General features: G+C 72.5%; 21 protein-coding genes and 3 pseudogenes. 12 read left to right on the top strand and 12 right to left on the bottom strand.

The genetic code is table 11. From position 1 onward, the window contains the following. Positions 1 to 85: 85 nt before the first annotated feature. From ABZS71_RS29310 to ABZS71_RS29295, 4 genes are all read left to right on the top strand, one after another. Positions 86 to 490: a DUF3037 domain-containing protein gene (locus ABZS71_RS29310; RefSeq protein ID WP_356214920.1), complete on the top strand. Its 405-nt coding sequence runs from the start codon at positions 86 to 88 to the stop codon at positions 488 to 490. 143 nt (positions 491 to 633) lie between these two features. After that, positions 634 to 1,395, top strand: a complete 762-nt coding sequence (gene fabG / locus ABZS71_RS29305; RefSeq protein WP_355859210.1) for a 3-oxoacyl-ACP reductase FabG — start codon at positions 634 to 636, stop codon at positions 1,393 to 1,395. A gap of 18 nt (positions 1,396 to 1,413) precedes the next feature. Continuing rightward, positions 1,414 to 2,175, top strand: a complete 762-nt coding sequence (locus ABZS71_RS29300) for an SDR family oxidoreductase (RefSeq protein WP_355859213.1) — start codon at positions 1,414 to 1,416, stop codon at positions 2,173 to 2,175. Between the two features lie 230 nt (positions 2,176 to 2,405). After that, positions 2,406 to 3,086 (top strand): uracil-DNA glycosylase, encoded by a 681-nt coding sequence (locus ABZS71_RS29295; RefSeq protein ID WP_355859215.1) that lies wholly within the window; start codon positions 2,406 to 2,408, stop codon positions 3,084 to 3,086. Between the two features lie 21 nt (positions 3,087 to 3,107). On the opposite strand, the gene ABZS71_RS29290 is transcribed toward ABZS71_RS29295, so the two are convergent. After that, a complete protein-coding gene (locus ABZS71_RS29290; protein ID WP_356214895.1) occupies positions 3,108 to 3,515 on the bottom strand; it encodes a DUF3224 domain-containing protein in 408 nt (135 codons plus the stop codon). Between the two features lie 87 nt (positions 3,516 to 3,602). Between ABZS71_RS29290 and ABZS71_RS29285 the strand changes: the two genes are divergently transcribed. Next, on the top strand, positions 3,603 to 4,577 hold the full coding sequence (locus tag ABZS71_RS29285) for a WYL domain-containing protein (protein WP_356214893.1): 975 nt from the start codon (positions 3,603 to 3,605) through the stop codon (positions 4,575 to 4,577). 189 nt (positions 4,578 to 4,766) lie between these two features. Next, entirely contained in the window at positions 4,767 to 5,234 is a 468-nt protein-coding gene (locus ABZS71_RS29280; protein WP_355859220.1) for a hypothetical protein, read from the top strand. A 150-nt stretch (positions 5,235 to 5,384) separates the two neighbouring features. Here ABZS71_RS29280 and ABZS71_RS29275 read toward each other — a convergent pair whose 3' ends face one another. From ABZS71_RS29275 to ABZS71_RS29265, 3 genes are all read right to left on the bottom strand, one after another. Further along, positions 5,385 to 5,996 (bottom strand): GPP34 family phosphoprotein, encoded by a 612-nt coding sequence (locus ABZS71_RS29275; RefSeq protein ID WP_355859222.1) that lies wholly within the window; start codon positions 5,994 to 5,996, stop codon positions 5,385 to 5,387. Positions 5,997 to 6,164: 168 nt separating this feature from the next. Next, positions 6,165 to 6,671, bottom strand: coding sequence for a DinB family protein (locus tag ABZS71_RS29270; RefSeq protein WP_356214891.1), 507 nt, complete (start codon positions 6,669 to 6,671; stop codon positions 6,165 to 6,167). A 41-nt stretch (positions 6,672 to 6,712) separates the two neighbouring features. After that, complete coding sequence (locus ABZS71_RS29265) at positions 6,713 to 7,348, bottom strand: TetR/AcrR family transcriptional regulator (protein WP_356214889.1); 636 nt, start codon at positions 7,346 to 7,348, stop codon at positions 6,713 to 6,715. Between the two features lie 75 nt (positions 7,349 to 7,423). On the opposite strand from ABZS71_RS29265, the gene ABZS71_RS29260 reads away from it, so the two are divergent. Both ABZS71_RS29260 and ABZS71_RS29255 read left to right on the top strand, forming a co-directional pair. Beyond that, a complete protein-coding gene (locus ABZS71_RS29260) occupies positions 7,424 to 8,626 on the top strand; it encodes an FAD-dependent monooxygenase (protein WP_356214887.1) in 1,203 nt (400 codons plus the stop codon). Between the two features lie 306 nt (positions 8,627 to 8,932). Then, positions 8,933 to 9,847 (top strand): Gfo/Idh/MocA family oxidoreductase, encoded by a 915-nt coding sequence (locus ABZS71_RS29255; RefSeq protein WP_356214885.1) that lies wholly within the window; start codon positions 8,933 to 8,935, stop codon positions 9,845 to 9,847. Here the strand turns inward: ABZS71_RS29255 and lnt are convergent. Beyond that, complete coding sequence (gene lnt, locus ABZS71_RS29250; protein ID WP_355859232.1) at positions 9,825 to 11,351, bottom strand: apolipoprotein N-acyltransferase; 1,527 nt, start codon at positions 11,349 to 11,351, stop codon at positions 9,825 to 9,827. The genes ABZS71_RS29255 and lnt overlap by 23 nt on opposite strands. Before the next feature lie 86 nt (positions 11,352 to 11,437). Next, positions 11,438 to 12,655, bottom strand: a pseudogene (locus ABZS71_RS29245) (SpoIIE family protein phosphatase); the annotation flags it as partial. A gap of 353 nt (positions 12,656 to 13,008) precedes the next feature. On the opposite strand from ABZS71_RS29245, the gene ABZS71_RS29240 reads away from it, so the two are divergent. The 3 genes and pseudogenes from ABZS71_RS29240 (at position 13,009) to ABZS71_RS29230 (ending at position 15,291) form a co-directional block, all read left to right on the top strand. Continuing rightward, on the top strand, positions 13,009 to 13,683 hold the full coding sequence (locus ABZS71_RS29240) for a FadR/GntR family transcriptional regulator (RefSeq protein WP_356214918.1): 675 nt from the start codon (positions 13,009 to 13,011) through the stop codon (positions 13,681 to 13,683). Positions 13,684 to 13,729: 46 nt separating this feature from the next. Continuing rightward, a pseudogene (locus ABZS71_RS29235) lies at positions 13,730 to 14,164 on the top strand (L-asparagine permease); the annotation flags it as partial. Between the two features lie 86 nt (positions 14,165 to 14,250). Next, entirely contained in the window at positions 14,251 to 15,291 is a 1,041-nt protein-coding gene (locus ABZS71_RS29230) for an asparaginase (protein WP_356214916.1), read from the top strand. 229 nt (positions 15,292 to 15,520) lie between these two features. Here the strand turns inward: ABZS71_RS29230 and ABZS71_RS29225 are convergent, their stop codons facing one another. From ABZS71_RS29225 to ABZS71_RS29215, 3 genes are all read right to left on the bottom strand, one after another. Next, entirely contained in the window at positions 15,521 to 16,837 is a 1,317-nt protein-coding gene (locus ABZS71_RS29225; protein ID WP_355859234.1) for a GAF domain-containing protein, read from the bottom strand. 498 nt (positions 16,838 to 17,335) lie between these two features. Then, positions 17,336 to 17,746, bottom strand: a complete 411-nt coding sequence (locus ABZS71_RS29220) for a hypothetical protein (protein ID WP_356214883.1) — start codon at positions 17,744 to 17,746, stop codon at positions 17,336 to 17,338. Positions 17,747 to 17,978: 232 nt separating this feature from the next. After that, on the bottom strand, positions 17,979 to 18,749 hold the full coding sequence (locus tag ABZS71_RS29215) for a DUF3761 domain-containing protein (RefSeq protein WP_356214881.1): 771 nt from the start codon (positions 18,747 to 18,749) through the stop codon (positions 17,979 to 17,981). A gap of 152 nt (positions 18,750 to 18,901) precedes the next feature. On the opposite strand from ABZS71_RS29215, the pseudogene ABZS71_RS29210 reads away from it, so the two are divergent. Beyond that, positions 18,902 to 19,342: pseudogene (locus ABZS71_RS29210) on the top strand (DUF664 domain-containing protein); the annotation flags it as partial. Here ABZS71_RS29210 and ABZS71_RS29205 read toward each other — a convergent pair. The 3 genes from ABZS71_RS29205 to ABZS71_RS29195 all read right to left on the bottom strand — a co-directional run bounded on the left by ABZS71_RS29205 (position 19,278) and on the right by ABZS71_RS29195 (position 21,890). Continuing rightward, a complete protein-coding gene (locus ABZS71_RS29205; protein WP_356214879.1) occupies positions 19,278 to 19,505 on the bottom strand; it encodes a DUF5133 domain-containing protein in 228 nt (75 codons plus the stop codon). The pseudogene ABZS71_RS29210 and the gene ABZS71_RS29205 overlap by 65 nt on opposite strands. Positions 19,506 to 19,597: 92 nt before the next feature. Next, positions 19,598 to 21,115: an FAD-dependent oxidoreductase gene (locus ABZS71_RS29200; protein ID WP_356214877.1), complete on the bottom strand. Its 1,518-nt coding sequence runs from the start codon at positions 21,113 to 21,115 to the stop codon at positions 19,598 to 19,600. A 187-nt stretch (positions 21,116 to 21,302) separates the two neighbouring features. After that, positions 21,303 to 21,890, bottom strand: coding sequence for a hypothetical protein (locus ABZS71_RS29195; protein WP_356214875.1), 588 nt, complete (start codon positions 21,888 to 21,890; stop codon positions 21,303 to 21,305). Positions 21,891 to 22,023 lie beyond the last annotated feature (133 nt).

Genomic DNA, 22,023 nt, shown 5'->3' with positions numbered 1-22,023 from the left:
GGGGCTCGAGGTGCCCTTGCCGAAATCTTCATCCGTGCGCGTCGCCGCGCTCCCCAAGGAGCAGCTGCTCAGCTGGGGATGGCGGGTGCCTTGCGCCGTGCTTGGCGCGGGCCGCTTCGAAGCCGACCAGCCTTCCGGGGCGCTGCACCACCTGGCGGCAACTGCCGTCGGTCTTCGGCGCCTCATGGCAGACGGTGCATCGGCGCTTCACCGACTGGTCGAGGGTCCGGGCCATCCGGACGAGGCCCGGCTGCTCGCGCTCGACCCCTCGGCGGACGTGGCGGGCGTACGGGCCGCGCTGCACGCGGTGGAGGGCGTCTGCCGTGGGGGAGAGCCGGCCGGCCAGGCGGCGGGCGACGACGCGGGACGGCGCTTCCGCCGGCTGGTCGCGCCGCGCTCCACGGTCATCCAGCCGGGTCCGGTGCACACGGGGCTGACGGTGGACGCGGAGGCGGAGCTCGAGCGGTTGCTCGAGCTGCTCGTCCGTTGACGGGGAGGGTGAGCAACCGCATTACAGCAGGTCGTTGACAGGCGGTGGCGGGCCTCATAGCGTCTCGTCTGCTGAAGCGACTAAGCGGTTGCTCACCACCGGGACCGGGATGGTGAGCCGCTATCGAGGCGAGGAGAACCCGCATGTCCACCACCGAGCAGCGCGTTGCCATCGTGACGGGCGCGGCCCGCGGCATCGGCGCGGCGACCGCCGTGCGTCTGGCCGAGGAGGGCCGCGCCGTCGCGGTGCTCGACATCGACGAGGGGTCCTGCGCGGGCACCGTGGAAAAGATCACCGCGGCGGGCGGCAAGGCCATCGCCGTGGGCTGCGATGTGTCCGACGCCAAGCAGGTCGAGGCCGCGGTCGCGCGGGTCGCCGAAGAGCTCGGCGCGCCGACGATCCTGGTCAACAACGCGGGTGTGCTCCGCGACAACCTGCTCTTCAAGATGAGCGAGTCCGACTGGGACACCGTGATGAACGTGCATCTGCGGGGCGCGTTCCTGATGTCGCGCGCCTGTCAGAAGCACATGGTGGACGCGGAGTTCGGCCGTATCGTCAACCTCTCCAGCAGCTCCGCGCTCGGCAACCGCGGCCAGGTCAACTACTCCGCCGCCAAGGCCGGTATGCAGGGCTTCACCAAGACCCTCGCCATCGAGCTCGGCAAGTTCGGCATCACCGCCAACGCCGTGGCGCCCGGCTTCATCGCCACCGATATGACCGCCTCGACCGCCGAGCGCGTCGGCATGGGCTTCGAGGACTTCCAGCAGGCGGCCGCGAGTCAGATCCCGGTGCGGCGCGTGGGACAGCCCGAGGACGTCGCGGGGGCCATCGCCTTCTTCACCGGCGAGGCCGCCGGATTCATCTCCGGCCAGGTCATGTACGTGGCCGGCGGCCCGCTCAACTGATCAGGAGCCACACCTCACATGACCGCAGGGATTCAGGACAGCGGCAAGGCCGCGCTCGTCACCGGGGCGAGCCGCGGTATCGGATACGCGATCGCCGAGGCGCTGGTGGCGCGCGGCGACCGGGTGTGCATCACCGGGCGCAACGAGGACGCGCTCAAGGAGGCGGTGGAGCGGCTCGGCGCCGACCGGGTGATCGGGGTGCCGGGCAAGGCCCATGACGAGGCGCATCAGGCGGCCGCCGTCGAGCGTGCGATGGCGGCGTTCGGGCGGGTCGACTTCCTCGTCAACAACGCCGGTACGAACCCGGTCTACTCGCCCATCGCCGATCTCGACCTCGGCGTGATCCGCAAGGTCTTCGAGACCAATGTCGTCTCGGCGCTCGGCTTCGCCCAGCAGACCTGGAAGGCATGGCAGAAGGAGAACGGCGGCGCGATCGTCAATATCTCCTCGATCGCCGGGATAAGCCCCTCGCCGTTCATCGCGGCGTACGGGGTGAGCAAGGCGGCCATGATCAACCTCACGGTGCAGCTCGCCCATGAGTTCGCGCCGGGGGTGCGGGTCAACGCCATCGCCCCCGCCGTGGTGAAGACCAAGTTCGCGACCGCGCTGTACGAGGGGCGTGAGGCCGAGGCCGCCGCGGCGTATCCGCTGAAGCGGCTCGGGGCGCCGGAGGACATCGGGGGCGCGGCGGCGTTCCTCACCTCCGACCAGGCGGCGTGGATCACCGGCCAGACGCTGGTAGTGGACGGCGGGGTCTTCCTCAACGCCGGGGTCGGCTGACCGAGCGCATCGCTTCCGGGGGGTTGCCTACGTGTGCGCTCCGACGAGCAGAGTCCTTGGGCAGCCGGATCGATCCGGCTGCCCAAGGGTCGCTTGACCGAGGAGCTGCCCACCCTGCGCTGTCCCGACACCGGCGGGCCTCCTGCGGACCCGACTCCGCATGAGGCGCTGTCAGTGGCCGCCGGTAGGTTCTGTGCTTGTGGACGGATCACTTACCGGAGGTTGTTGACGTGCCCTACGTGCTGCCCGAGTCCTGGCGCGGGGTCCTCGGCGAGGAGCTGGAGAAGCCCTATTTCAAGGAGCTCACCGAGTTCGTCGAGGAGGAGCGGGCCAAGGGGCCCGTCTACCCGCCGCGCGAGGAGGTCTTCGCCGCCCTGGAGGCGACCCCGTACGACCAGGTCAAGGTGTTGATCCTCGGGCAGGACCCCTACCACGGCGAGGGCCAGGGGCACGGGCTGTGCTTCTCCGTGCGGCCGGGTGTCAAGACCCCGCCGTCGCTGCGGAACATCTACAAGGAGATGCATGAGGAGCTCGGCCACCCGGTGCCCGACAACGGCTATCTGATGCCCTGGGCCCGGCAGGGTGTGCTGCTGCTCAACGCGGTGCTGACGGTCCGGGGCGGCGAGGCCAACTCCCATAAGAGCAAGGGATGGGAGAAGTTCACCGACGCGGTGATCCGCGCGGTGGCCTCGCGCCCCGACCCGGCCGTCTTCGTGCTCTGGGGGAACTACGCCCAGAAGAAGCTGCCGCTGATCGACGAGGAGCGGCATGTGGTGGTGAAGGGGGCGCACCCCTCCCCGCTGTCGGCGAAGAAGTTCTTCGGCTCGCGCCCCTTCACCCGGATCGACGAGGCGGTCAAGGCCCAGGGCCATACGCCGATCGACTGGCGGATCCCCAGCCTCGCCTCCTGACCGCGCCTGACCGGGGCCTCGCTACAGGTCGTAGTCGAAGGTGTAGGGGACGGTCTGTTCGCCGGGCACGGCGACGAAGGTGCCCGATCCGGTGAGCCCGGCCAGCTCGCCGGTGCCGGATCCGGGCACCACCTCGAAGGAGCAGCGGACCGTGCCGTCCTCCCCGAAGGTGCCGTGCTGCTCGACGACGAAGCTGCCGGTGCGACCGTCGAGAGTGCCGGTCAGCAGCTCGTAGCCGCAGCAGACGCCGGTCTTCGCGGTGACATAGGTGATCGCGTACTCACAGCTGGTGTCCGCCGCCTCAATGGCCCCGGAGAAGGTGTTGGTGACGGTGGCGTGGGCCAGCTTCGGGCCGTCCCCCGCCTGCCCCACGGTCGTCTCCTCCCAGTGGGCGAAGGTGAAGCTGCCGGTGGTGGTGTGCGTGGTCATGGCGCGTCCTTTCCAGGGGGCTCCGAGCGCTGGTGAAAGGCACTCTGTCCGCCGTACCTGACATCTTTTGTCAGGTACGGCGGCACAATGGACCGCATGCGCGCCGACCGCCTTCTCTCGCTGCTCCTTCTGCTGCAGAACCGGGGCCGGATGACCGCGCCGGAGATCGCCGCGGAGCTGGAGGTGTCGGTCCGTACCGTCTACCGCGACGTCGAGGCGCTGAGCACGTCCGGCGTGCCCGTGTACGCCGACCGCGGCCCGGCCGGCGGCTACCGGCTGCTCGACGGCTACCGCACCCGGCTGACCGGGCTCACCGGCGACGAGGCCGACTCCCTCTTCCTCGCCGGAATGCCGGGCCCCGCCGCCGACCTCGGCCTCGGCGCCGACCTCACCACGGCCCAGCTCAAGCTGCGGGCCGCGCTTCCCGCGGGGCTGGGGGAGCGGTCGCGCCGCATCCAGGAGCGCTTCCACCTCGACGCGCCCGGCTGGTTCCGGGACGCCGAGCCGGTGCCGCATCTCGCGGCCGTCGCCGAGGCCGTATGGCAGCGACGGGTCCTGCGGGTGCACTACCGCCGCTGGCGCGGTGAGGTACGGCGGGAGCTGCACGCGCTGGGTCTCGTCCTCAAGGGGGGCATCTGGTATCTGGTGGCACGTGCGGAGGACACCGTGCGCAGCTACCGGGTCTCGCGGATCCTCGCCGCCGAGCTGCTGGAGGAGGTCTTCGAGCGGCCCGCCGGATTCGATCTCGTCGCCTACTGGCAGGAGTCGTCCCGGCGGCTGGAGTCCTCGCGCTTCCAGGGCGAGGCCGAGCTGCTGCTCTCCGAGCGCGGGCTGAAGCTGCTGCCGATGCAGTTCGGCACGGTCGGCGCGGTGGCGGCGGCCGGAGCGGGCCCGCCCGACGACGAGGGGCGGGTGCGTGTGGTGCTCCCCGTGGAGTCGCTGCCCATCGCGGTCCACGACATGCTGCGGCTGGGCCCGGACGCCGAGGTGGTCGGGCCGCCCGAGCTGCGGACGGCCGTCGCCCGCGCCGTCGCCGAACTGGCCCGCCGCTACGGGCCGTAGGGCTGAGGGCGGGGGCGCGCCCTCAAGCGGACCGGTGGATCTCCTCGATACGGACCGGGCCGCGTCGCCTCGCATCCGGTCGTCCGCGGGACGACGGCCACGCCCGGCTGAGCCCCGACACGCCGAGGGAGGCAGGCTCCAGCGGTTAGCGTCGTTCGAGCGCGGAAGCGCGGGAGCGCGGGAGGTGCGATGGCGGAAGTGCGGCGGGAGACGCCGGACGGCGGCGACGCCGTGCTGACCCGGATCGGACAGACGGTCATGCTGCACCGGGGCGGCGACCGGGAGGAGGCGCGCAATCGGTTCGCCGCGCTCTGGCAGGAGATCGAGAAGGGCGGCGACCCCTACCATCGCTGCGCCCTCGCCCACTACATGGCCGACACCCAGGACGATCCGGCCGACGAGCTGATGTGGGACCTGCTGGCGCTCGCGGCGGCCGACGGGCTCACCGGCGCCCTGGAGGTGCGCGCGTTCTACCCCGCCCTCCACCTCAATCTGGCCGCCGACTATGTGAAGCTCGGTCAGGAGGAGGCGGCGCGCGGCCAGCTGGCGCTGGCGCGGGCGAGCGCCGAGGCGCTCGGCGACGATCCGTACGGCGACGGGGTGCGGGCCGCCATCGGGCGGCTGACGCTGCGTCTGGAAGGCGCCGTGGACGACTAGGTTCTGCCCGGTCGGTCAGGCGAGCGGCGTGCGCGCCGACCGGAAGACCGATCGTTGGGAGGCCAGGACCGCCGGTCGCCCCCACACCAAGCCTTCCCCGAGGACCTGGGACGCTCGCGCGGCGGCTTGACGGCACAGCTCCGTCCGGGGTCAGTACCCTCGCCGCACATTGTTCACGGCCGCCTCGTCGCGCCTCCGGGCCCGCCGTTGCCGTTCGACGGCCAATTCCGTCAACGCGTCATCGACGGCGGTGAGCACCGTCGCCGCGTCGTCGGCCACCTCCGGGGCTTCTTCGGTCGGCTTGTCGCCGATGCCGACGCCCGCGGCGAGGGTGGAGAGGACGGGCTCATCGGATGCCCAGCGGTTCGACGCCAGCCGGCGAGCGGGCGAATCGACCAGCACCAGCTCACTGGTCCGGAAGATCTTCCAGCGGCGGTGGTGCTGCCGGATGAGCTGCCCTTCCGCCTCGAAGTCGGACAGATACGTCGCGGGCAGGCCGCGGCCTCTGCGCCACAGCCAGTCGCCGACCGACTCGTACGGCGCTTCTCGGACGAGCGACGACGCGGCCTCGTCCAGCAGGCGATCGGCGATCGTCGGCTGGTAGCCCGGCACGATGCGATCACCCTCCAGGCTGATGGCCTCGGCGCGCAGGAGGTCGATCGCCTCGGCTCCCGCGAGAGCGAGCGACAGATCGCCTCGCTCCACCGGGCGAGTGGACGCCATATCCATGGCGATGATCAACAGATCTCGCGGTGTGGTCATGAATGGCTCCATGGCGGGGGACCCGCCGCCCGCCGGACGGGGAGGGCGGGCGGACGACGACGTGCCGGGTGCGCGGGCCCTACGTTCAGCGTGCGGCGGCGGCCGGGGGCGCGCATCCGGAACGGGCAGCTCGCCGCCGCGTCCGGCGCTCGATCCCCGGACAGGGGCCTAGTCTCCCGTGACGCCGTCGATCCGCTCGCGGATGAGGTCGGCGTGGCCGTTGTGGCGGGCGTACTCCTCGATCATGTGGAGGTAGATCCAGCGCAGGTTGTAGTCGCCACGGCCGGGGCGGGTGATGACGTCGTCCAGGGAGCGGCCCGCGGCGGCCTCCTTGGCCTTGGCGATCTCGGTGCGCCAGACGGCGAACGAGCCCTCCGTGGTGTCCCCGTCGGTGAAGTGGAACTCCCCGTCCGGGTCCTGGTCGCTGTACCAGATCGGCGGTACGTCCTCCTGGGCGAGCACCCGCCGGAACCAGCTGCGCTCGACCTCGGCCATATGCCGGACCAGCCCGAGCAGGGTCAGCTCGGACGGGGGCGCGGAGGCTTCGCGCAGCCGCTTGTCGTCGAGCCCCTCGCATTTGACGGCCAGGGTCGCGCGGTGGAAGTCCAGCCACCCCTCCAGGCTGGTGCGCTCATCGGCGGTCCGGGGTGGATCGGGGCGTTCGATGGTGGTCATGGCGGTCATCATGTCCGTCCGGCCACTCCGCCCGCCAGGCATTATCGGCCCAGCATTCCGCGCAGCAGCTCCCTGAACCCGGTGCGCAGCGCCGCGCGGTCGGGTACGGCGTCGTGGTCCGCCCCCGCCGCGCACGTGAACATCAGCCCCTCGCACCAGGCGACCAGCGACTGCGCGTGCCGTCGCGGCTCGGTGGAGCCCACCGCCGTCATCATCGCCTCCAGCGGCTCCCGGAAGCCGCGGCCCGTCGCGTCGTAGAACTCCCGCAGCTCCGGGCGGCGGGTCGCCTCCAGCGCGAGCTCGTAGCGGGCGATCAGCAGATCGCGCTGGGCGGTGAGTGAGCGGTGCAGGGCGAGGGCGAGCGCGTCGGCCAGCCCGTCGGGTCCGAGGGGTGCCTCGGGCCCGCCGCCGGGGCGCGGCATCTCATCGGGCGTCAGCACCTGCGCCTCGCGCTCGGCCAGCCGCCGGACCGCCGCCTTCAGCAGTGCGGCGCGGGTACGGGCGTGATTCGAGGTCGACCCGAGCGGCAGCCCGGCCGCCTCGTCCACCGCGCGGTGCGTCAGCCCCCGCATCCCGCGCTCGGCCAGCAGCGCGAGGGCGGTGTCGGCGATCAACTCGGCGCGGGATCCGGCCGGGGCCTTCGCGGGGGCGGTGGCAGCGGTTTGATCAGCGGTCATGGGGTCAACGCTACCGTCCGCACTACAGGTGTAGTAGCTTGACGGTCACTACACCCGTAGTGCTCTGGAGGAGCCATGGAACTGCCCCGTGCCGTCGTCATCGGCGCCGGAATCGGCGGGCTCACCGCAGCCGCGGCCCTGCACCGCCGCGGCTGGTCGGTCACCGTCCTGGAGCGGGCCGCCACCCTCGAACCCGTCGGCGCCGGTATCTCGCTCGCCCCCAACGCCCAGCGCGCCCTCGACGCGATCGACCTCGGCGACGACGTCCGTGCTCTCGCCGCCTGGCAGGGCGACGGCGGACTGCGCACCCCCGGGGGCCGCTGGCTCTCCCGGATGGACAGCGCGGCGGCGGCCGAGCGCTTCGGCGGCCCGCTGGTCCTCCTCCACCGCGCCGCCCTCGTCGGACTGCTCGCCTCCCGGCTGCCCGAGGGCCGCGTACGCACCGCCGCCGCCGAACTGACCGATCCCGGCGCCGCCGACCGCCCCGCCCGGGTCACCACGGCGGACGGCGCGTACGAGGCCGAACTCGTCGTCGGCGCCGACGGCATCCACTCCGCCGTCCGCCGCGCGCTCTTCCCCGCCCACCCCGGGCCGCGCTACGCCGGGTTCACCACCTGGCGCGTCGTCATCCCCGCCCTTGAGCGGCCCTTCGCGCCGCACGAGACGTGGGGGAAGGGCCGGATCTGGGGCACCCAGCCGCTGAAGGACGGCCGCGTCTACGCCTACGCGGCGGCCGTCGCCCCGCCGGGCGGCCACGCTCCGGACGACGAGAGGGCCGAACTGCTCCGCCTCTTCGGTGACTGGCACCGGCCGGTCCCCGACATTCTCGCGGCCGCCCCGCCGCCGGATGTCCTGCGCCATGACATCCGCTTCATGGCCGAGGCGCTCCCCGCCTACCACCGCGGCCGGGTCGCCCTCCTCGGCGACGCGGCCCATCCGATGGCCCCGGCCATGGGGCAGGGCGGCAACCAGGCCATCGAGGACGCCGTCGTCCTCGCCCACCATCTGGCGCCGGACGCCGCCGATCCCTCGGCCGCCCTGGCCGCGTACACCCGCGACCGGCTGCCCCGCACCATGGACATCGTCCGCCGCTCCGCCCGGACCGCCCGCATGACCACTCTCACCAGCACCCCCGCCATCGCCCTGCGCAACACCACGATCGCCGCCTTCAGCCGCCTCGGCCCCGGCCTCGTCCTCCGCGGCTTCGACGGCATCGCCGACTGGCACCCGCCACACCCCACCGGACCCGCCACCGCGGCAACGACCCGGCCCGCCTAGCCGGCCTGCCGGTCTTCGCGGGCCCGCGACGCCTGGCCGATCGATCTGGCTCCCGCCGCCGAGTCGTCGGCGCGCCCGTGCCCGGTCAAGCGGACCAGGGAGCGTGGGCGATGTGCGTGCGGGGCCGGCGAGCCGTGGGCGCCGCGCGCTCGTCCGCCCGGCCGCCGCGGGTGGGTTGCCGCCGGCGTGTCGCGCGTGTCGGCGCGGTGGCGGGGCGCGGGGCCGGGGAGCGGCAGAGGCGCCGCACCCCCGGTCGTAGGATCGGCACCCATCCAAGCGGCGGGAAGCGCACCGGGAGGCATCATCGTGAGGGTCGGCTGCATCGGGCTCGGGGACATCGCACAGAAGGCCTACCTGCCCGTGCTCATGGCCCGGCCCGGCCTTGAGCCGCATCTGTGCACGCGTACCGCGGCCACCCTGGAGCGGGTCGGCGAGGTCCACCGCGTTCCTGACTGCCAGCGCCATGCCGACCTCGACTCGCTCCTCGCCGCCGGTCTCGACGCCGCCTTCGTGCACGCCCCCACCGCCGTCCACGCCGAGCTCGTCACCCGGCTGATCGAGGCGGTGCCGACGTATGTGGACAAGCCGCTCGCGTATCACCTCGGCGACAGTGAGCGGATCGTGCGGCTGGCCGAGGAGCGGGAGGTGGGGCTGATGGTCGGCTTCAACCGGCGTTACGCCCCCGGGTACGCCCAGTGTCTGGACCATCCGCGCGATCTGATCCTGATGCAGAAGAACCGCGTCGGCCTCGCCGAGGATCCGCGCACGCTCGTCCTGGACGACTTCATCCATGTCGTCGACACGCTGCGCTTCCTCGCGCCCGGCCCGGTCGACCACATCGATGTGCGCGCCCGGATCCGCGACGGCCTGATGCATCACGTCGTCCTTCAGCTGTCCGGCGACGGGTTCACCGCGCTCGGTGTGATGAACCGGATGAGCGGCTCCGCCGAGGAGGTGCTGGAGGTCTCGGGGCACGACACCAAGCGGCAGGTGCTGAACCTCGCCGAGGTCGTCGATCACAAGGGCCAGCCGAGCGTGCGGCGGCGCGGCGACTGGGTGCCGGTCGCCCGGCAGCGCGGGATCGAGCAGATCACCGACGCCTTCCTGAACACCGTGCGCTCCGGCACCCGGCTCAGCGCCGAGGACGCGCTGCGCACGCATGAGCTGTGCGAGCGGGTGATCAAGGACGCGGTGGAGTTCAGCGGCCCGAGGGCCGTCTGAGCACGCGGACCCCCTCCACCGCGCAGAAGGCGGCGAGCGCGGCCAGCGCCCCGTAGACCGGCCAGGGCCCCATCCGGACGTACGGGCTCGTGCCCTGGCTCAGTGGCACCGCGTAGACGGTCGCCGCGCTGGTGTCGGTGGACATCCGGTGATCCACCGGCTCGCCGCGCGGCCCGTGGACGGCGCTCACCCCGGTCAGCGTGGCGTGCACCATCGGCCGCCAGGTCTCGGCGGCGCGCAGCGCGGCGAGCGAGGCGTGCTGCGCGGGCGCCCAGCTGTCCTGGAAGGTCGAGGTCGCGGACTGGACGACCAGCACCTGCGCCCCGTCCCGCGTCAGAGCGCGACTCATGTCCGGGAAGGCGGACTCGAAGCAGACCAGCGGCCCGACCCGAAGGCCGTCCGGCAGCCGCATCACCACCTGCTCCGTGCCCCGGTGGCGGTCCTCGCCCGCCGCCTTGCCCACCGAGGTGGCCCAGCCCAGCAGCGGCCGGGCCGGGATGTACTCGCCGAAGGGCACCAGCCGCATCTTGTCGTACCGCTCGCCGGTCGGGCCGTGCGGACCGATCAGCACCGAGCTCTTGTAGATCCCCGGCCGGTCGCTGCGCCGCGCGTCCACGTTCACCAGCAGATCCGCGCCCACCGTCCGGGACAGCTCGGCCAGTCGCCGGCTCAGCTGGGGTTTCGCGGTCAGATCCGCGCCGACGCTGCTCTCGCCCCACACCACGAGGTCGAGATGGCGGCCGGCCAGCTGCCGGGTGAGCTCAGCACTGCGCTCGAAACGGGGCCCGGGACCCTGGATCACCCCCGGCTGCACCACCGCGATCCGCGCCGTACCGGTCTCCTTCGCGACCGGCACCCACGCCCACACCCCGGCCGCGGTGGCGCCGCACGCCGTGAGCCCGGCGAGCGCCACCATACGGGCGCCGGGCACCGTGATCAGCACGGCCAGCGCGACGTTCACCATCACCAGCAGCAGGCCGAGCAGCCAGACGCCGCCCACCGACGCCAGCCGCAGTGCGGGCTCCACCTGCCACTGGCTCGCGCCGAGCAGCCCCCACGGCCCGCCGAGGTACTGCCAGGACCGTACGAGCTCCGCCAGCAGCCACGCGGACGGCAGCAGCACCAGCGCCGCGCCCACCCGGCCCGGCCCCGGCCGCCCGTGCAGCAGCCGGTGCGTCAGCCAGCCCCAGGGCACCCACAGCAACCCCAGCAGCGCGGCCAGGACCACGATGAACACATGCAGGCTCGGCATCAGCCAGTGGTGCACCGCGAGCAGAAAGCCGGTCCCGCCCAGCCAGCCGTCCAGCGCGGCCCGGCGTCCGGTGGGCGCCGAGCGCGCCAGCAGCAGCCATGGCACCAGGGCGCCGTAGGCCCACCACCACAGCGACGGCTCGGGAAACGCGAGCGCGGGCAGCGCCCCCGCCAGCACCGCGATACCGCCGCGCCACCACGGGGAGGCGAGCCGACGCCCCCACCGGTCCCCGCCGCCGACCGACCTCCGCACGCCGGATGCCCCCCTCCTCCTGGCATATGACCAGTGTGGAGGAGTGAGGCGATCATGGACAGGGCGCGGCCGCGCCGGAGCGTGTCTCATGCCGGTGCCGGAAGGTCTTGTTCGGCCCAGATGAGCTTGCCGCCCTCGGTGTAGCGGGTCCCCCAGCGGCGGGTCATCTGGGCGACGAGGAACAGCCAGCGGCCGCCCTCGTCCGTCGTACGGGCGTGGCGCAGCCGCGGGGAGGTGCTGCTGGCGTCGGCGACCTCGCAGCTGAGCACCTCATGGCGGATCAGCCGCAGCCGGATGGGGCCCGTGCCGTGCCGGATGGCGTTGGTGACCAGCTCGCTGACGATCAGCTCGGTGGTCATCACCATGTCGTCAAGGCCCCATACGGTGAGCTGGCCGACGGCCAGGGAGCGGGCGCCGGCGACGACGGCCGGGTCGCAGGGCAGGTCCCAGGAGACGACATGGCCGGCGCCGAGGGTGTGCGTACGGGCCAGCAGCAGCGCCACATCGTCGGACTGCGGGGAGGCCAGCAGGGTGTCGACGACGGTCGAGCAGAGCTCTTCGAGCGGCAGGCCGGGCTGGCCGAGGGCGTTGCTCAGCCGGCCGAGCCCGACGTCGATGTCCTGGTCGCAGGTCTCGATGAGCCCGTCGGTGTACAGGGCGATCAGGGAGCCGGCGGGCAGCTCCAGCTCCGCGGATTCGAACGGCAGCGACCCGAGCCCGAGCGGGGGACCGGCGGGCAGCGGGGGGAAGGTGACCTCGCCCCCGGGATCCACGATGGCGGGGGTGGGATGTCCCGCGCGGGCCAGCGTGCACCGCCGGGTGACCGGGTCGTAGACCGCGCACAGACAGGTGGCGCCCAGCACCGCGGCGGCCACGCCCTCCTGGCCGGTCTCCTCGGTGAGCCGGATGACCAGGTCGTCGAGGTGGGCCAGCAGCTCCTCTGGGGGCAGATCCATATCGGCGAGCGTATGGACGGCGGTGCGCGGCCGGCCCATGGTCGCCGCGGCCCCCATGCCGATCCCGGAGACCAGCCAGCAGACATCGCCGCCCGGCTCGCGCATCGAGGAGATCCGCAGCCCCACCTCGACCCGCCGGCCGTCCCGGTGCCGGATCTCCTGGAGCCCGCCCCAACTGCCGTGCACACGGCACTGTTCCGCGATGACCGCGGCCTTGGCCGCGTCGTCGGCCGACGCCAGCAGGATCGAGGCCGGCCGCTTCATCACCTCGGCCGCCGGATAGCCGAGCAGACCCTCCGCCGCTGTGGTCCAGCCAACGATGGTCCCCGCGGCGTCGATCAGCACCGTCGCCGCATCGGCCATGTCGAAGGGGACATGCGCCTCGGTCGGCGCGATTCCCTCGGAGATGGCCATCGCACCCGTCCCATCTGCGGATACATTCCCCTTAAATACTATGACTCCCGGGCTTCCCCGGTGGTCAGCCGTGCCACGGCGAGCGGTGACGCCCTTCTCGGCCCAGCCAGGGCGACCGGTCGTCGTCGACCACGACCTGTAGGGGCGAAAGTCCCTGTCAAGGGGCGTGGAGAGGGGTCGGTGGTCCCGGAATGAGGCCCTTGACAACTCTCCGGTGTACGGCTGAGGATCGGCGCGTGAACTTGTCAGACAGCCAGACAGGTGAGTACCCCCGCCGCGTCAGCGCGATGGAAGCGGTTCTCACCCACCTCCGGAGCGCGATCGAGCGCGGTGACTACGCGGTGGGGGACAAGCTCCCCTCCGAGGCGGAGCTGTGCCGTCGGCTGGAGGTGAGCCGGCCGGTGCTCCGCGAGGCCCTGCGGGCCCTGCAGACCATGGGGCTGACCGCCTCACGCACCGGCAAGGGCACATTCGTCATCTCCAGCGGGCCGGTGGAGGACCCCACCTTCGGCGACTACGCGGCCAGTGACCTGATGGAGGTGCGGAGGCATATCGAGATCCCGGTGGCCGGGTACGCGGCGCTGCGCCGCTCGGCCGGGGATCTCGACCACCTCAACCATCTGCTGGCGCGGATGGAGCGGGAGGCCGACACCACGGCATGGGTGGCGATGGACACACTGTTCCATCTCACCGTCGCCCAGGCCGCGCAGAATCCGGTCTTCCGCAGGGTTATCGAGGAGATCCGCGATGCCCTGGCCCGGCAGTCGGCCTTCCTCAATGAGCTCGGCGGCCGCCGCGAGCAGTCGAACCGGGAACACCGGGCGATCGTCGAGGCACTCGCCGACGGGTCCGAACGCGACGCGGTGGAGGCGATGACCCACCACCTCGAGCGTGTCGAGTCCACCCTGACCTCCATCGTGCGGCCCGCCCCGGTGGACGGCCGTACAGACATACCGACGTAAGGCGGACGGCAGGCATGAGCAAGCAGTCCTTCCGGCAAGAAGAACCTCGATGGCGATGTCCGGCTCCGCGCCCAAGTTCACCGGCGCGAAGAGCCGCACCCATGTCCCCTGCGGAGGCATCCTCCTCACCTCCTTCTTCTGTGTGCTGGGCGCCGGCCTCAACTATGTGGTGCCGAGCAAGGCGTTCGAGATCGTGCTCAACTTCGCGGCGCTCGGCATCCTCTCCACCTGGGGAGTGATCATGCTCTGTCATCTGCGCTTCCGGCGGCGCGTCCAGGACGGTCGGATCTCCCGGCCCGGCTACCGGCTCCCCGGCTCCCCGTACACCGAGATCGTCACCTTGGGCTTCCTCGCCCCCGTCCCGGTCCTGATGTGGGCCGACGGCGGGCCCAGCCGGCTCACCGTCCTGGCGCTTCCGGCGATTGCGGCGGCCCTGGTCATCGGCTGGTTCTGCGTACGCGGCCGGATGAACACCACCTGAGGAATCGTTTCTCCATGAACCTCCCCGACCAGGCACCCCTGGACCCGAACCATCCCGTGAACACCCCCGACCACGAGAGCACCACCATGAACACCCCCCTCGGACGGCCCGCCGACGCGACCCGCCGCACCCCGGCCGAGCCCCCCGCCATCCGCGAACCCCGCCATGTGCCGCTCGCCCACGTCGTACGCGCCGGCGTCATCGAAGGCGTCCACCACGGCACGGCCGTCGTGCTGGCCGCCGACGGCCGGGTGGAGTTCCAGGCCGGCGACATCGAGGTGGCGTTCTATCCGCGCTCCGCGCTCAAGCCCCTCCAGGCCGTCGCCCTGCTGCGGGCCGGACTGCCGCTCGACGGCGAACTGCTGTCCCTCGCCGCCGCCAGCCACTCCGGCGAGGAGCGGCATCTGGCCGGGGCGCGGCGCATCCTCGACCAGGCCGGCCTCACCGAGGACGAGCTGCGCAACGTACCCGATCTGCCGTACGGCGCAGCGCAGCGCGACGCCTGGCTGCGCGACGGCGGCGAGCCCACCCGGCTCGCCCAGAACTGCTCCGGCAAGCACGCCGCGATGCTGCTGACGGCGCGGCTGCGCGGCTGGTCGCTGGAGAACTATCTCGACCCGGCCCATCCGCTGCAGCGGCTGATCGCCGAAACCGTGGAGGACCTGACCGGCCAGCGCATCGCCCAGGTCACGGTCGACGGCTGTGGCGCACCGCTGTTCTCCGTCTCCCCGCACGGCCTCGCGCGGGCCCTCGCGCGGATCGCCTCGGCCGCCATGGACACCCCCGAGGGCCGGGTCGCCTCCGCCCTGCGCGCCTACCCGGAGATGGTCTCCGGCACCGGCCGGGACGTCGCCCGGCTGATGCGCGCCGTGCCGGGGCTGATCGCCAAGGACGGCTTCGAGGGCGTCCAGGTCGCCGCGCTGCCCGACGGCCGGGCCGTCGCCGTGAAGATCGCCGACGGCGCGGACCGCGCCCGGATGCCGGTGACCGCGGCGGCCCTCGCCCACTGCGGTATCGACCCCGCCGTCCTCGCCGGGTTCGCCACCAGCCCCGTCCACGGCGGCGGCACCACGGTCGGCTCGCTGCGCGCCACCGACGCCCTCGCCCTCACCCCGCCCGCCGCGTAGCGGTGTCGCCCGGTCCCGCCCGGCACCGCTGACCCGCCCCGCCGCTCGCGTAAGGAACACCGCACCGCCATGACCGCCACCGTGCTACCGCCGCGAACACGATCTGCCCGGCGACCGTGACGTCCCCGCCGACGCGCCGGCGCTGACACCGCGTCAAGCGCTGGCCCGCAAGCGCTGGCCCGCAAGGCGCTGGCCGTCAAAGCGCTGGCCCGCAAGCGCCGGGGCCGCGTCACCCGGCGGCGTCCCCGTTCCTCCGCAGCCGGCCGACCGCCGGGGCGGCGCTGAAGGGGAGCAGCTTGTCGGGGCGGTCCGGCTTGGTGACGTCGAGGCGGATCCCGTCGGCGATCCGGTAGGGGCGGTGCGCGAGCACCGCCCCGAGCCGTCCGCGCAGCCGTGACATCGCGGCCCGTACCGTGACCGTCCGCGTCGGATCCCCGAACAGGTCCTGGGCGAGCTGGGCCGCCGTACGCCCTTCGGGGTGCGCGGCGAGCACCAGCAGCACCTCGGCGTGGCGGGCGCTGAGCTGATGCGTCCAGGTGCCGGACGGGCCCGAGAAGGTCAGCGACCAGTGGTGCGGATGGCGTACGTCCAGCACCAGGCGGCCCTGGCGGGCCGGGGCGCCGTGCTCGTCGTCCTCCCCGTCCAGCACCCGCAGCAGATGGCCGCCGGGCAGCGGCTCCACCGCGCACATCCCGAGCGCGGGCAGCCAGACCCGCCCGTCGTGCGCCGCCTTGGGCAGCAGCAGCCGGCGGTCGCGCGGGGTCACCCCGGTCACCCCGGCGACCCAGCCGTGCCGGTCGACCACGACGGCCTTGCCGTGGATGCGCGCCAGTACGGGCGCGGCGATGGCGCGCACCGCGTCGAGCTCGCGGCTGTGGGCCAGGCGCAGTTCGCCCTCGGCCCACCGGGCGGTCGCGGTGACCAGGGAGAGCACCGTCGGATGGGCGGTGGCGGCCGGACCGCTGATGTCGACGACGCCCAGCAGCCGTCCGTCCCGGGCGTCGCGCACCGGGGCGGCCGCACAGCTCCAGGTGTGGAAGGCGCGGACGAAGTGCTCCGCCGAATGCACCCGTACGGGGGACCTGACGGCGAGCGCGGTACCGATCCCGCTGGTCCCGGCGACGTCCTCGGCCCAATGGGAGCCCTCGACGAGCGCGATGCCCTCGGCGGCGTGCCGGCGGATCCCGCGATGGCCGTCGATCCACAGGATCCGGCCGTCGGCATCGGCGATGACCATGATGTGGCCGGCCGCCTCCGCCGCCTCCAGCAGCCCGCTGTGCAGGGTGGGCAGCACATCGGCCAGCCGGGTCTCCTTCCGCCGCCGCTCCAGTTCGTCCAGGCCGAGCGGGAGCGGGACGCGCCCGTGGTCCGGGTCGAGGCCGAGCCGCAGCACACGGTCCCAGGACGCCCCGATCACGGGGCGTGCCGGCAGCGGGAGATGACCGCGGCTCAGCGCCGTATCGCGCATGACCGCCATAAGACGCGCCGACTCGAAGGGGCTCAGCGCGGCCAGAGGATCGGCGTCGCGGGGGTGCTGGGTACGCATGGGATTGCGGCCTTTCGTTCCACCGCGGGCACCGCGGCCGGCCGCGGTGCCCGCCTGACGCCGAGTGCCATCGTGCAGCCCTCAGCCTCTGCTGAACAGGGCTTCGCTGCCCCGCGATTGTAGTGAAGCCGCGCGGGGGTCTCCGCGACGCGCGGAGACCCGGCCCGCTCCAGCGGCTCCATGCCGAGCCTCGATTGGCCGAGGAAGAGTAAGAGCGACAGAGCGAGGAACCGGGAGATGGGAGAGACGCAAGAGAAAGGGCGAGGTCAAGGGATGCGCTATCCGCCGGCCACCCCCAGCGGCCGTATCGAGCTGTCGGCAGGGAGGCCGCGCACCTCCTTGACACGCTCAGGAGCGTGTACGCCGACGCTTACGACGTTGCACCGGGCAGTGACAAGGCGACGGCCTTCGAGGGGCGGGTGCGCAAGCAGTTCGACCGTCCCGGTTTCGAGCTGGTTGGAGTTGCTCCGGTCCGGTAGACACGGACGGGCTTGCGTTCTACGCGGCAGCGTAGGCGAGGTTAGCTGATGCTTGTGGTGCGTGTCGGCGCTCGCCATGCCCGCGCAGCCGTGGAAGAGAACGGTGCGCACCGGGCGCCGGATCGGGCGTCCCGCGGCGGCGGGAGAGGCCGGCCGGCAGTCCGGCAGGGACGACGAGGGCCGCGATCGCGAGCCACCACCACAGATAGGTGGCGGGCGGCGCCGCCCCGCCGTCGAGCAGCCAGGCCGCCGATCCGACCACGGCTACCGGGCCGGCCGACACGGCCACGCCCATGGCCGGTGGCCACCACCACGCCCCCTGGCCGCCGAAGCGCGCCCCGGCGCGCCCGGCGAGCCAGAGTGACGGCATGACGAGCGTCAGCGTGATGACGAGGGCGACAACGACCGCGGCCACCAAGGCGAACGGCAACAGGAAGATCCCGCCGCGCCGCTGTCGTCATCCGGGCCGAGGTGGCGGCGAACCCCCAGAGCCAGAAGATCTCTGCCACGAACGATCTCGACCACCAGGCCGGCCGTTGCGAGGGCGACAGTGGCCGCGAGTGTCCTCAACGGGCGTTGGCGGCCGACATCCTTGCTCAGTGGGGGCTCCTCGGTCCGGCACACGACGGCTTGGTGGAGCGTATCCGAAGGGTCCGGGGGGCTTACCGGTAGAAGACGGCAACCCCACCGTGGTGGGAGCACGCGCCCTGATGATGCGCGGCATAGGAGTATGTGCCGTCATTGCACTGGGCCGTGGCGCCCGTGCTCATACCGCCCGTACTGCTGGACGACCCGCCGCCGGACGAGGCCGAACCACCGCCGGACGACGACGAACCACCGCCGGACGAGGCCGACTCGCCGCCGGACGATGACGAACTGCCGCCGGACGACGACGAACTGCCGCCGCTCGTGGACGACGACCCGCCGCCCCCGGTGGTGGACGACGACGAGGACGAACCGCTCGCACGGTACGAGCAGCTCTCGTCCGTCTTCACCACGTTGAACGTGATCACGCGGTCCTTGTCGAACCGGCCGGGCTTCGGACTCTGCGAGCAGACCTGCCAGTTGCGGTCCCACACCTGGAACCGGTCCAGCCCTGCCAGATCGTGGCTCCTGAGCCGGTAGAAGCCCAACTCCTGCGCCGCGTCCTGCGCGTCCTGCAGCCCCCGCCCGGTGTAGTCCGGCAGCCGCACCTTGGTCACTGCGGGGGCCGAGCTGCGCAGTACCGACGGGGTGGGCGAAGGGCTGGGCGAGGCGCTGGGCGTGGCGCTGGGCGAGCCGCTCATGGCGACCGCGGCCGGCTTGTCGTTCTTCTTGTCCTTGCCGTCGCCGTCGTCCAGCGCCGCGCCGATCCCCCCGATGACAAAGAGCGCCAGCAGGCCGAGACATCCGCATCCGAGCGCCTTCTGCTTCTTGCCCGGTCTGTCGCTCACGTCAGGCTGAGTCATCAGTGCCCCCCCAATATCATTTGTTCAGCTATCAGGGAGATATATTCGCATACTCTTGACAGCTTCCACACATTCCGGGGTGGTGAACATGGTCGGGATCCCCTCGCGGTCGCGCGACGTCCTGGCAGGCGCGCGGGACGTTGGCCATGACGCGCGCCGGGCTGACCACCGAGCAGCTGAAAACAAAGGCGGTTCCGCCGTCGGGGCTGTCGTTGCTCGGACTGGTGCGGCATCTGGCCGAGGTCGAGCGCAGCTGGTTCCGTAATGTGCTGAACGGCGAGAAGAGCCGCAGCCCGTGGACGGCGCCGGGGGCCGCCGAGTTCGCCGACTTCGACGTCAACACCGCCGACCCGGACGAGGCGTTCGAGGTGTGGCACCGGGAGTGTGCCCGGTCTCGGAAGATCGTCGAGGCCGAGACACGGCCACGGCCCGGCCGGACCTCAGCGCGGGGCGCTGGGTCTCCGGCCGGGCCGATGGGCAATGTGCGGCGGCCACCGCCGCAGTCGTGGGTTCTCAGACGGTCAGCGCCGAGTCGTCCTCCACGCGGGCGCCGGGCAGCCGGTGCCGGGCGGCGATGAGGGCGGCGTCCACATCGCGGGTGCCGGTGGACACACACAGGGTGTAGGCGAGGTCGTCCATCCGCTGACGTACCTCTGCGCTGCCCGATTCGGCCTGGAGCACCTGGAGGGTCGCGTACTGCTCGATGAGGTTGCGAAGTACGACCGGGTGGGCCATCAGCACGGTGTGGTCCTTTCGACTGTCAACCTGGTGAGGGGCAACGACATATGGGCGCGTACCCGGATGGCGAGTGGCCATGTGCAACGCGTCCTAGGTCACAGCTCTTCGAGGGGACGGATGGCCGGCCCCTGCAGGACACGGCCGTCGATTCCGAAGCGCGACCCATGGCAGGGGCACTCCCACGCCCGTTCCGCGGCGTTGAAGTTGACGAGGCAGCCGAGGTGGGTGCAGCGGGCGGAGACGGCGTGGATGGTGCCGTCCTCGTCGCGGTACACGGCGCGGTGGTGCCCATCGAGGCGTACGAGGGCTCCGGTGCCGGGGGCGATGTCGGTGAGGGAGTCGACATGCGTGGCCCGTAGCCGATCGCCGATGAAGTGCCGTCCGACCTCGACCTGGTGCTTGAGCAGCGCCGGTGCCTCGCGCAGGGCGGTCCACAGCCGCCGCGGGTCGTACAGCCCGGCCCACGGCGGCTCCTCGCCGGTGATGAGGGCGGTGAGTAGCCGGCCCGCCATAATGCCGCCGCTCATGCCCCAGCCGCCGAAGCCGGTGGCGACATAGGTGTGGCGCGCGCCCTGGTGGAAGGGGCCGACCAGCGGAACGGTGTCGGTGGGGTCGTTGTCCTGGGCGGCCCAGCGGTGCGTGATGTCGATGCCGGGGAAGTGTTCCCGGGCCCAGTCGGCCAGCCTCTTGAACCGCTCGGGGGTGTTCCCGGTGCCGGGCTTGAAGGACTCGCCGGTGACGATCAGCAGCCGCCGCCCGTCGCCGTACGGGGCGGTGCGCACGGATCGCTTGTTCTGCTCCGGGGTGATGTACGCGCCGTGCGGGTCGCGGTCGGCGGCGATCGGGGCGGCGACGACGAGCTCACGGTGCGGGGCGAGCCGGGCGAACAACAGCGCCCGGTCGAAGACCGGATAGTGCGTGGCGATGACGACGTCCGCGGCCGTGACCACCGCCCCGTTCTCGGTGGTGATACGGCAGGGGGTGCCCTCCTCCAGCCCGATGGCGCGCGTGCGCTCATGGATCAGCCCACCGCGTGCCCGCAGGTCATCGGCGAGCGCGAGAAGGTACTTACGGGGGTGGAACTGGGCTTGGTCCTCGGCCCGGACCGCGCCCGCGACGGGATACGGAAGCCCGGTCTCCGTCACATAGGAGACGGGCAGCCCGGCCTCCCGGGCCGCGTCCGCCTCGGCCCGGATCTCGTCGGTGCGCGCCGGGTCCTGGACATAGGTGAACGCCGGGACGCGCTCCAGCTCGCAGTCCACGCCGAGCTCGTCCACGATCGCGACGGCCCGCTCCACGGCGTCCGTCTGCGATTGCGCGTACAGCCGCGCTCCTTCCGCGCCGCGGGTCCTGCGCACCCGGTCGTACACGAGGGTGTGCAGCGCGCTGAGCTTGGCGGTCGTACAGCCGGTGACACCCGCGGCGATCCGGTCGGCCTCCAGGACCGCCACGCTGCGGCCGGCGCGGGCCAGCTCCCACGCGGTGCTCAGGCCGGCGATACCGCCGCCGACGACCGCGGCATCGACCTCCAGGTCCGTGGTGAGGGCCGGGTGGGGGGTGCTCGGCGCGGAGTGCATCCAGTACGACTCGGGGGCGCCAGGAAGTCCGTTCATGGCCGCCGGGTGCCCCCGAACCGCCGGGTGAAGCACGACCGGACAGCCGGCCGAAGCACGCCCCGAACCGCCGGGTGAAGCACGAGAAGCACGCCCCGAACCGCCGGGTGAAGCACGAGAAGCACGCCCCGACGGCCGGGTGAGGCACGATCGGGCCGCCAGGGGAGGCGCGAGAGGGCCGACCGCGTCACGAGGGCGACGGCTGACGACGCCCGGACAGGGCCCCGGCTTCCGCCCCCGGCTCCCCAAGGCGATGGTCGGGCGACACCAGTGCCGAGACGGCCCGGGAGTGCAGGGAGTCCAGGGTCGTGAGCTGCTGCCCCGCCCGGTCCAGCAGCTCGGCGAGCCGGTCGGTATGCAGACGGGGCTCGTGGACGGCCGCGGCGAGCAGCGTGCGCCACAGCAGCGCCTTGCCCTCCACCCCCAGCCGGAGCGCCTCCAGCTCCAGGACCGTGCTCAGCCCGGAACGGCGGCGCAGCCGGCCGTTGGGCTTCAGCCGGGAGACCCGCTCGCCCGCCCACGCCCCGTAGATCTTGTAGCGGCGCACGGGGACATCGAGCGAGGCCATGCACCACAGCAGCGCCCTGCGGTCCTCCGCGATCTCCACCGCGAGCTTCGCCAGCTCGCCGCTGAAGGCCGAGTGCCGGTGCTCCCGGGCCATCCGCCGGACCAGCCCGACCCCGGCCGTGGCGCCGGCCAGGTGATCGTTGAGATAGATCCCGAGCATCCGTGGGGCGGGGGCGCCACCGGAGCGTGCCGATGCGGGTACAGCCATGATCGTCCTCCTGAACGCCGGGCCCCGAGGATCGCTGTCACGCCCGTGGCGAGTACCCCGCGGAACACGGGCCAAGGCCCGCGGCCACGGCGTCTCGCCGCCTCAGCCATTTTCACTGATGTACGGCAGGTCG

This window comes from Streptomyces sp. NPDC005393 (assembly GCF_040606675.1).
Taxonomy (GTDB): domain Bacteria; phylum Actinomycetota; class Actinomycetes; order Streptomycetales; family Streptomycetaceae; genus Streptomyces.
Note: the sequence above shows the minus strand (reverse complement) of the source record. Positions and strands in the feature narration are given on the sequence as shown.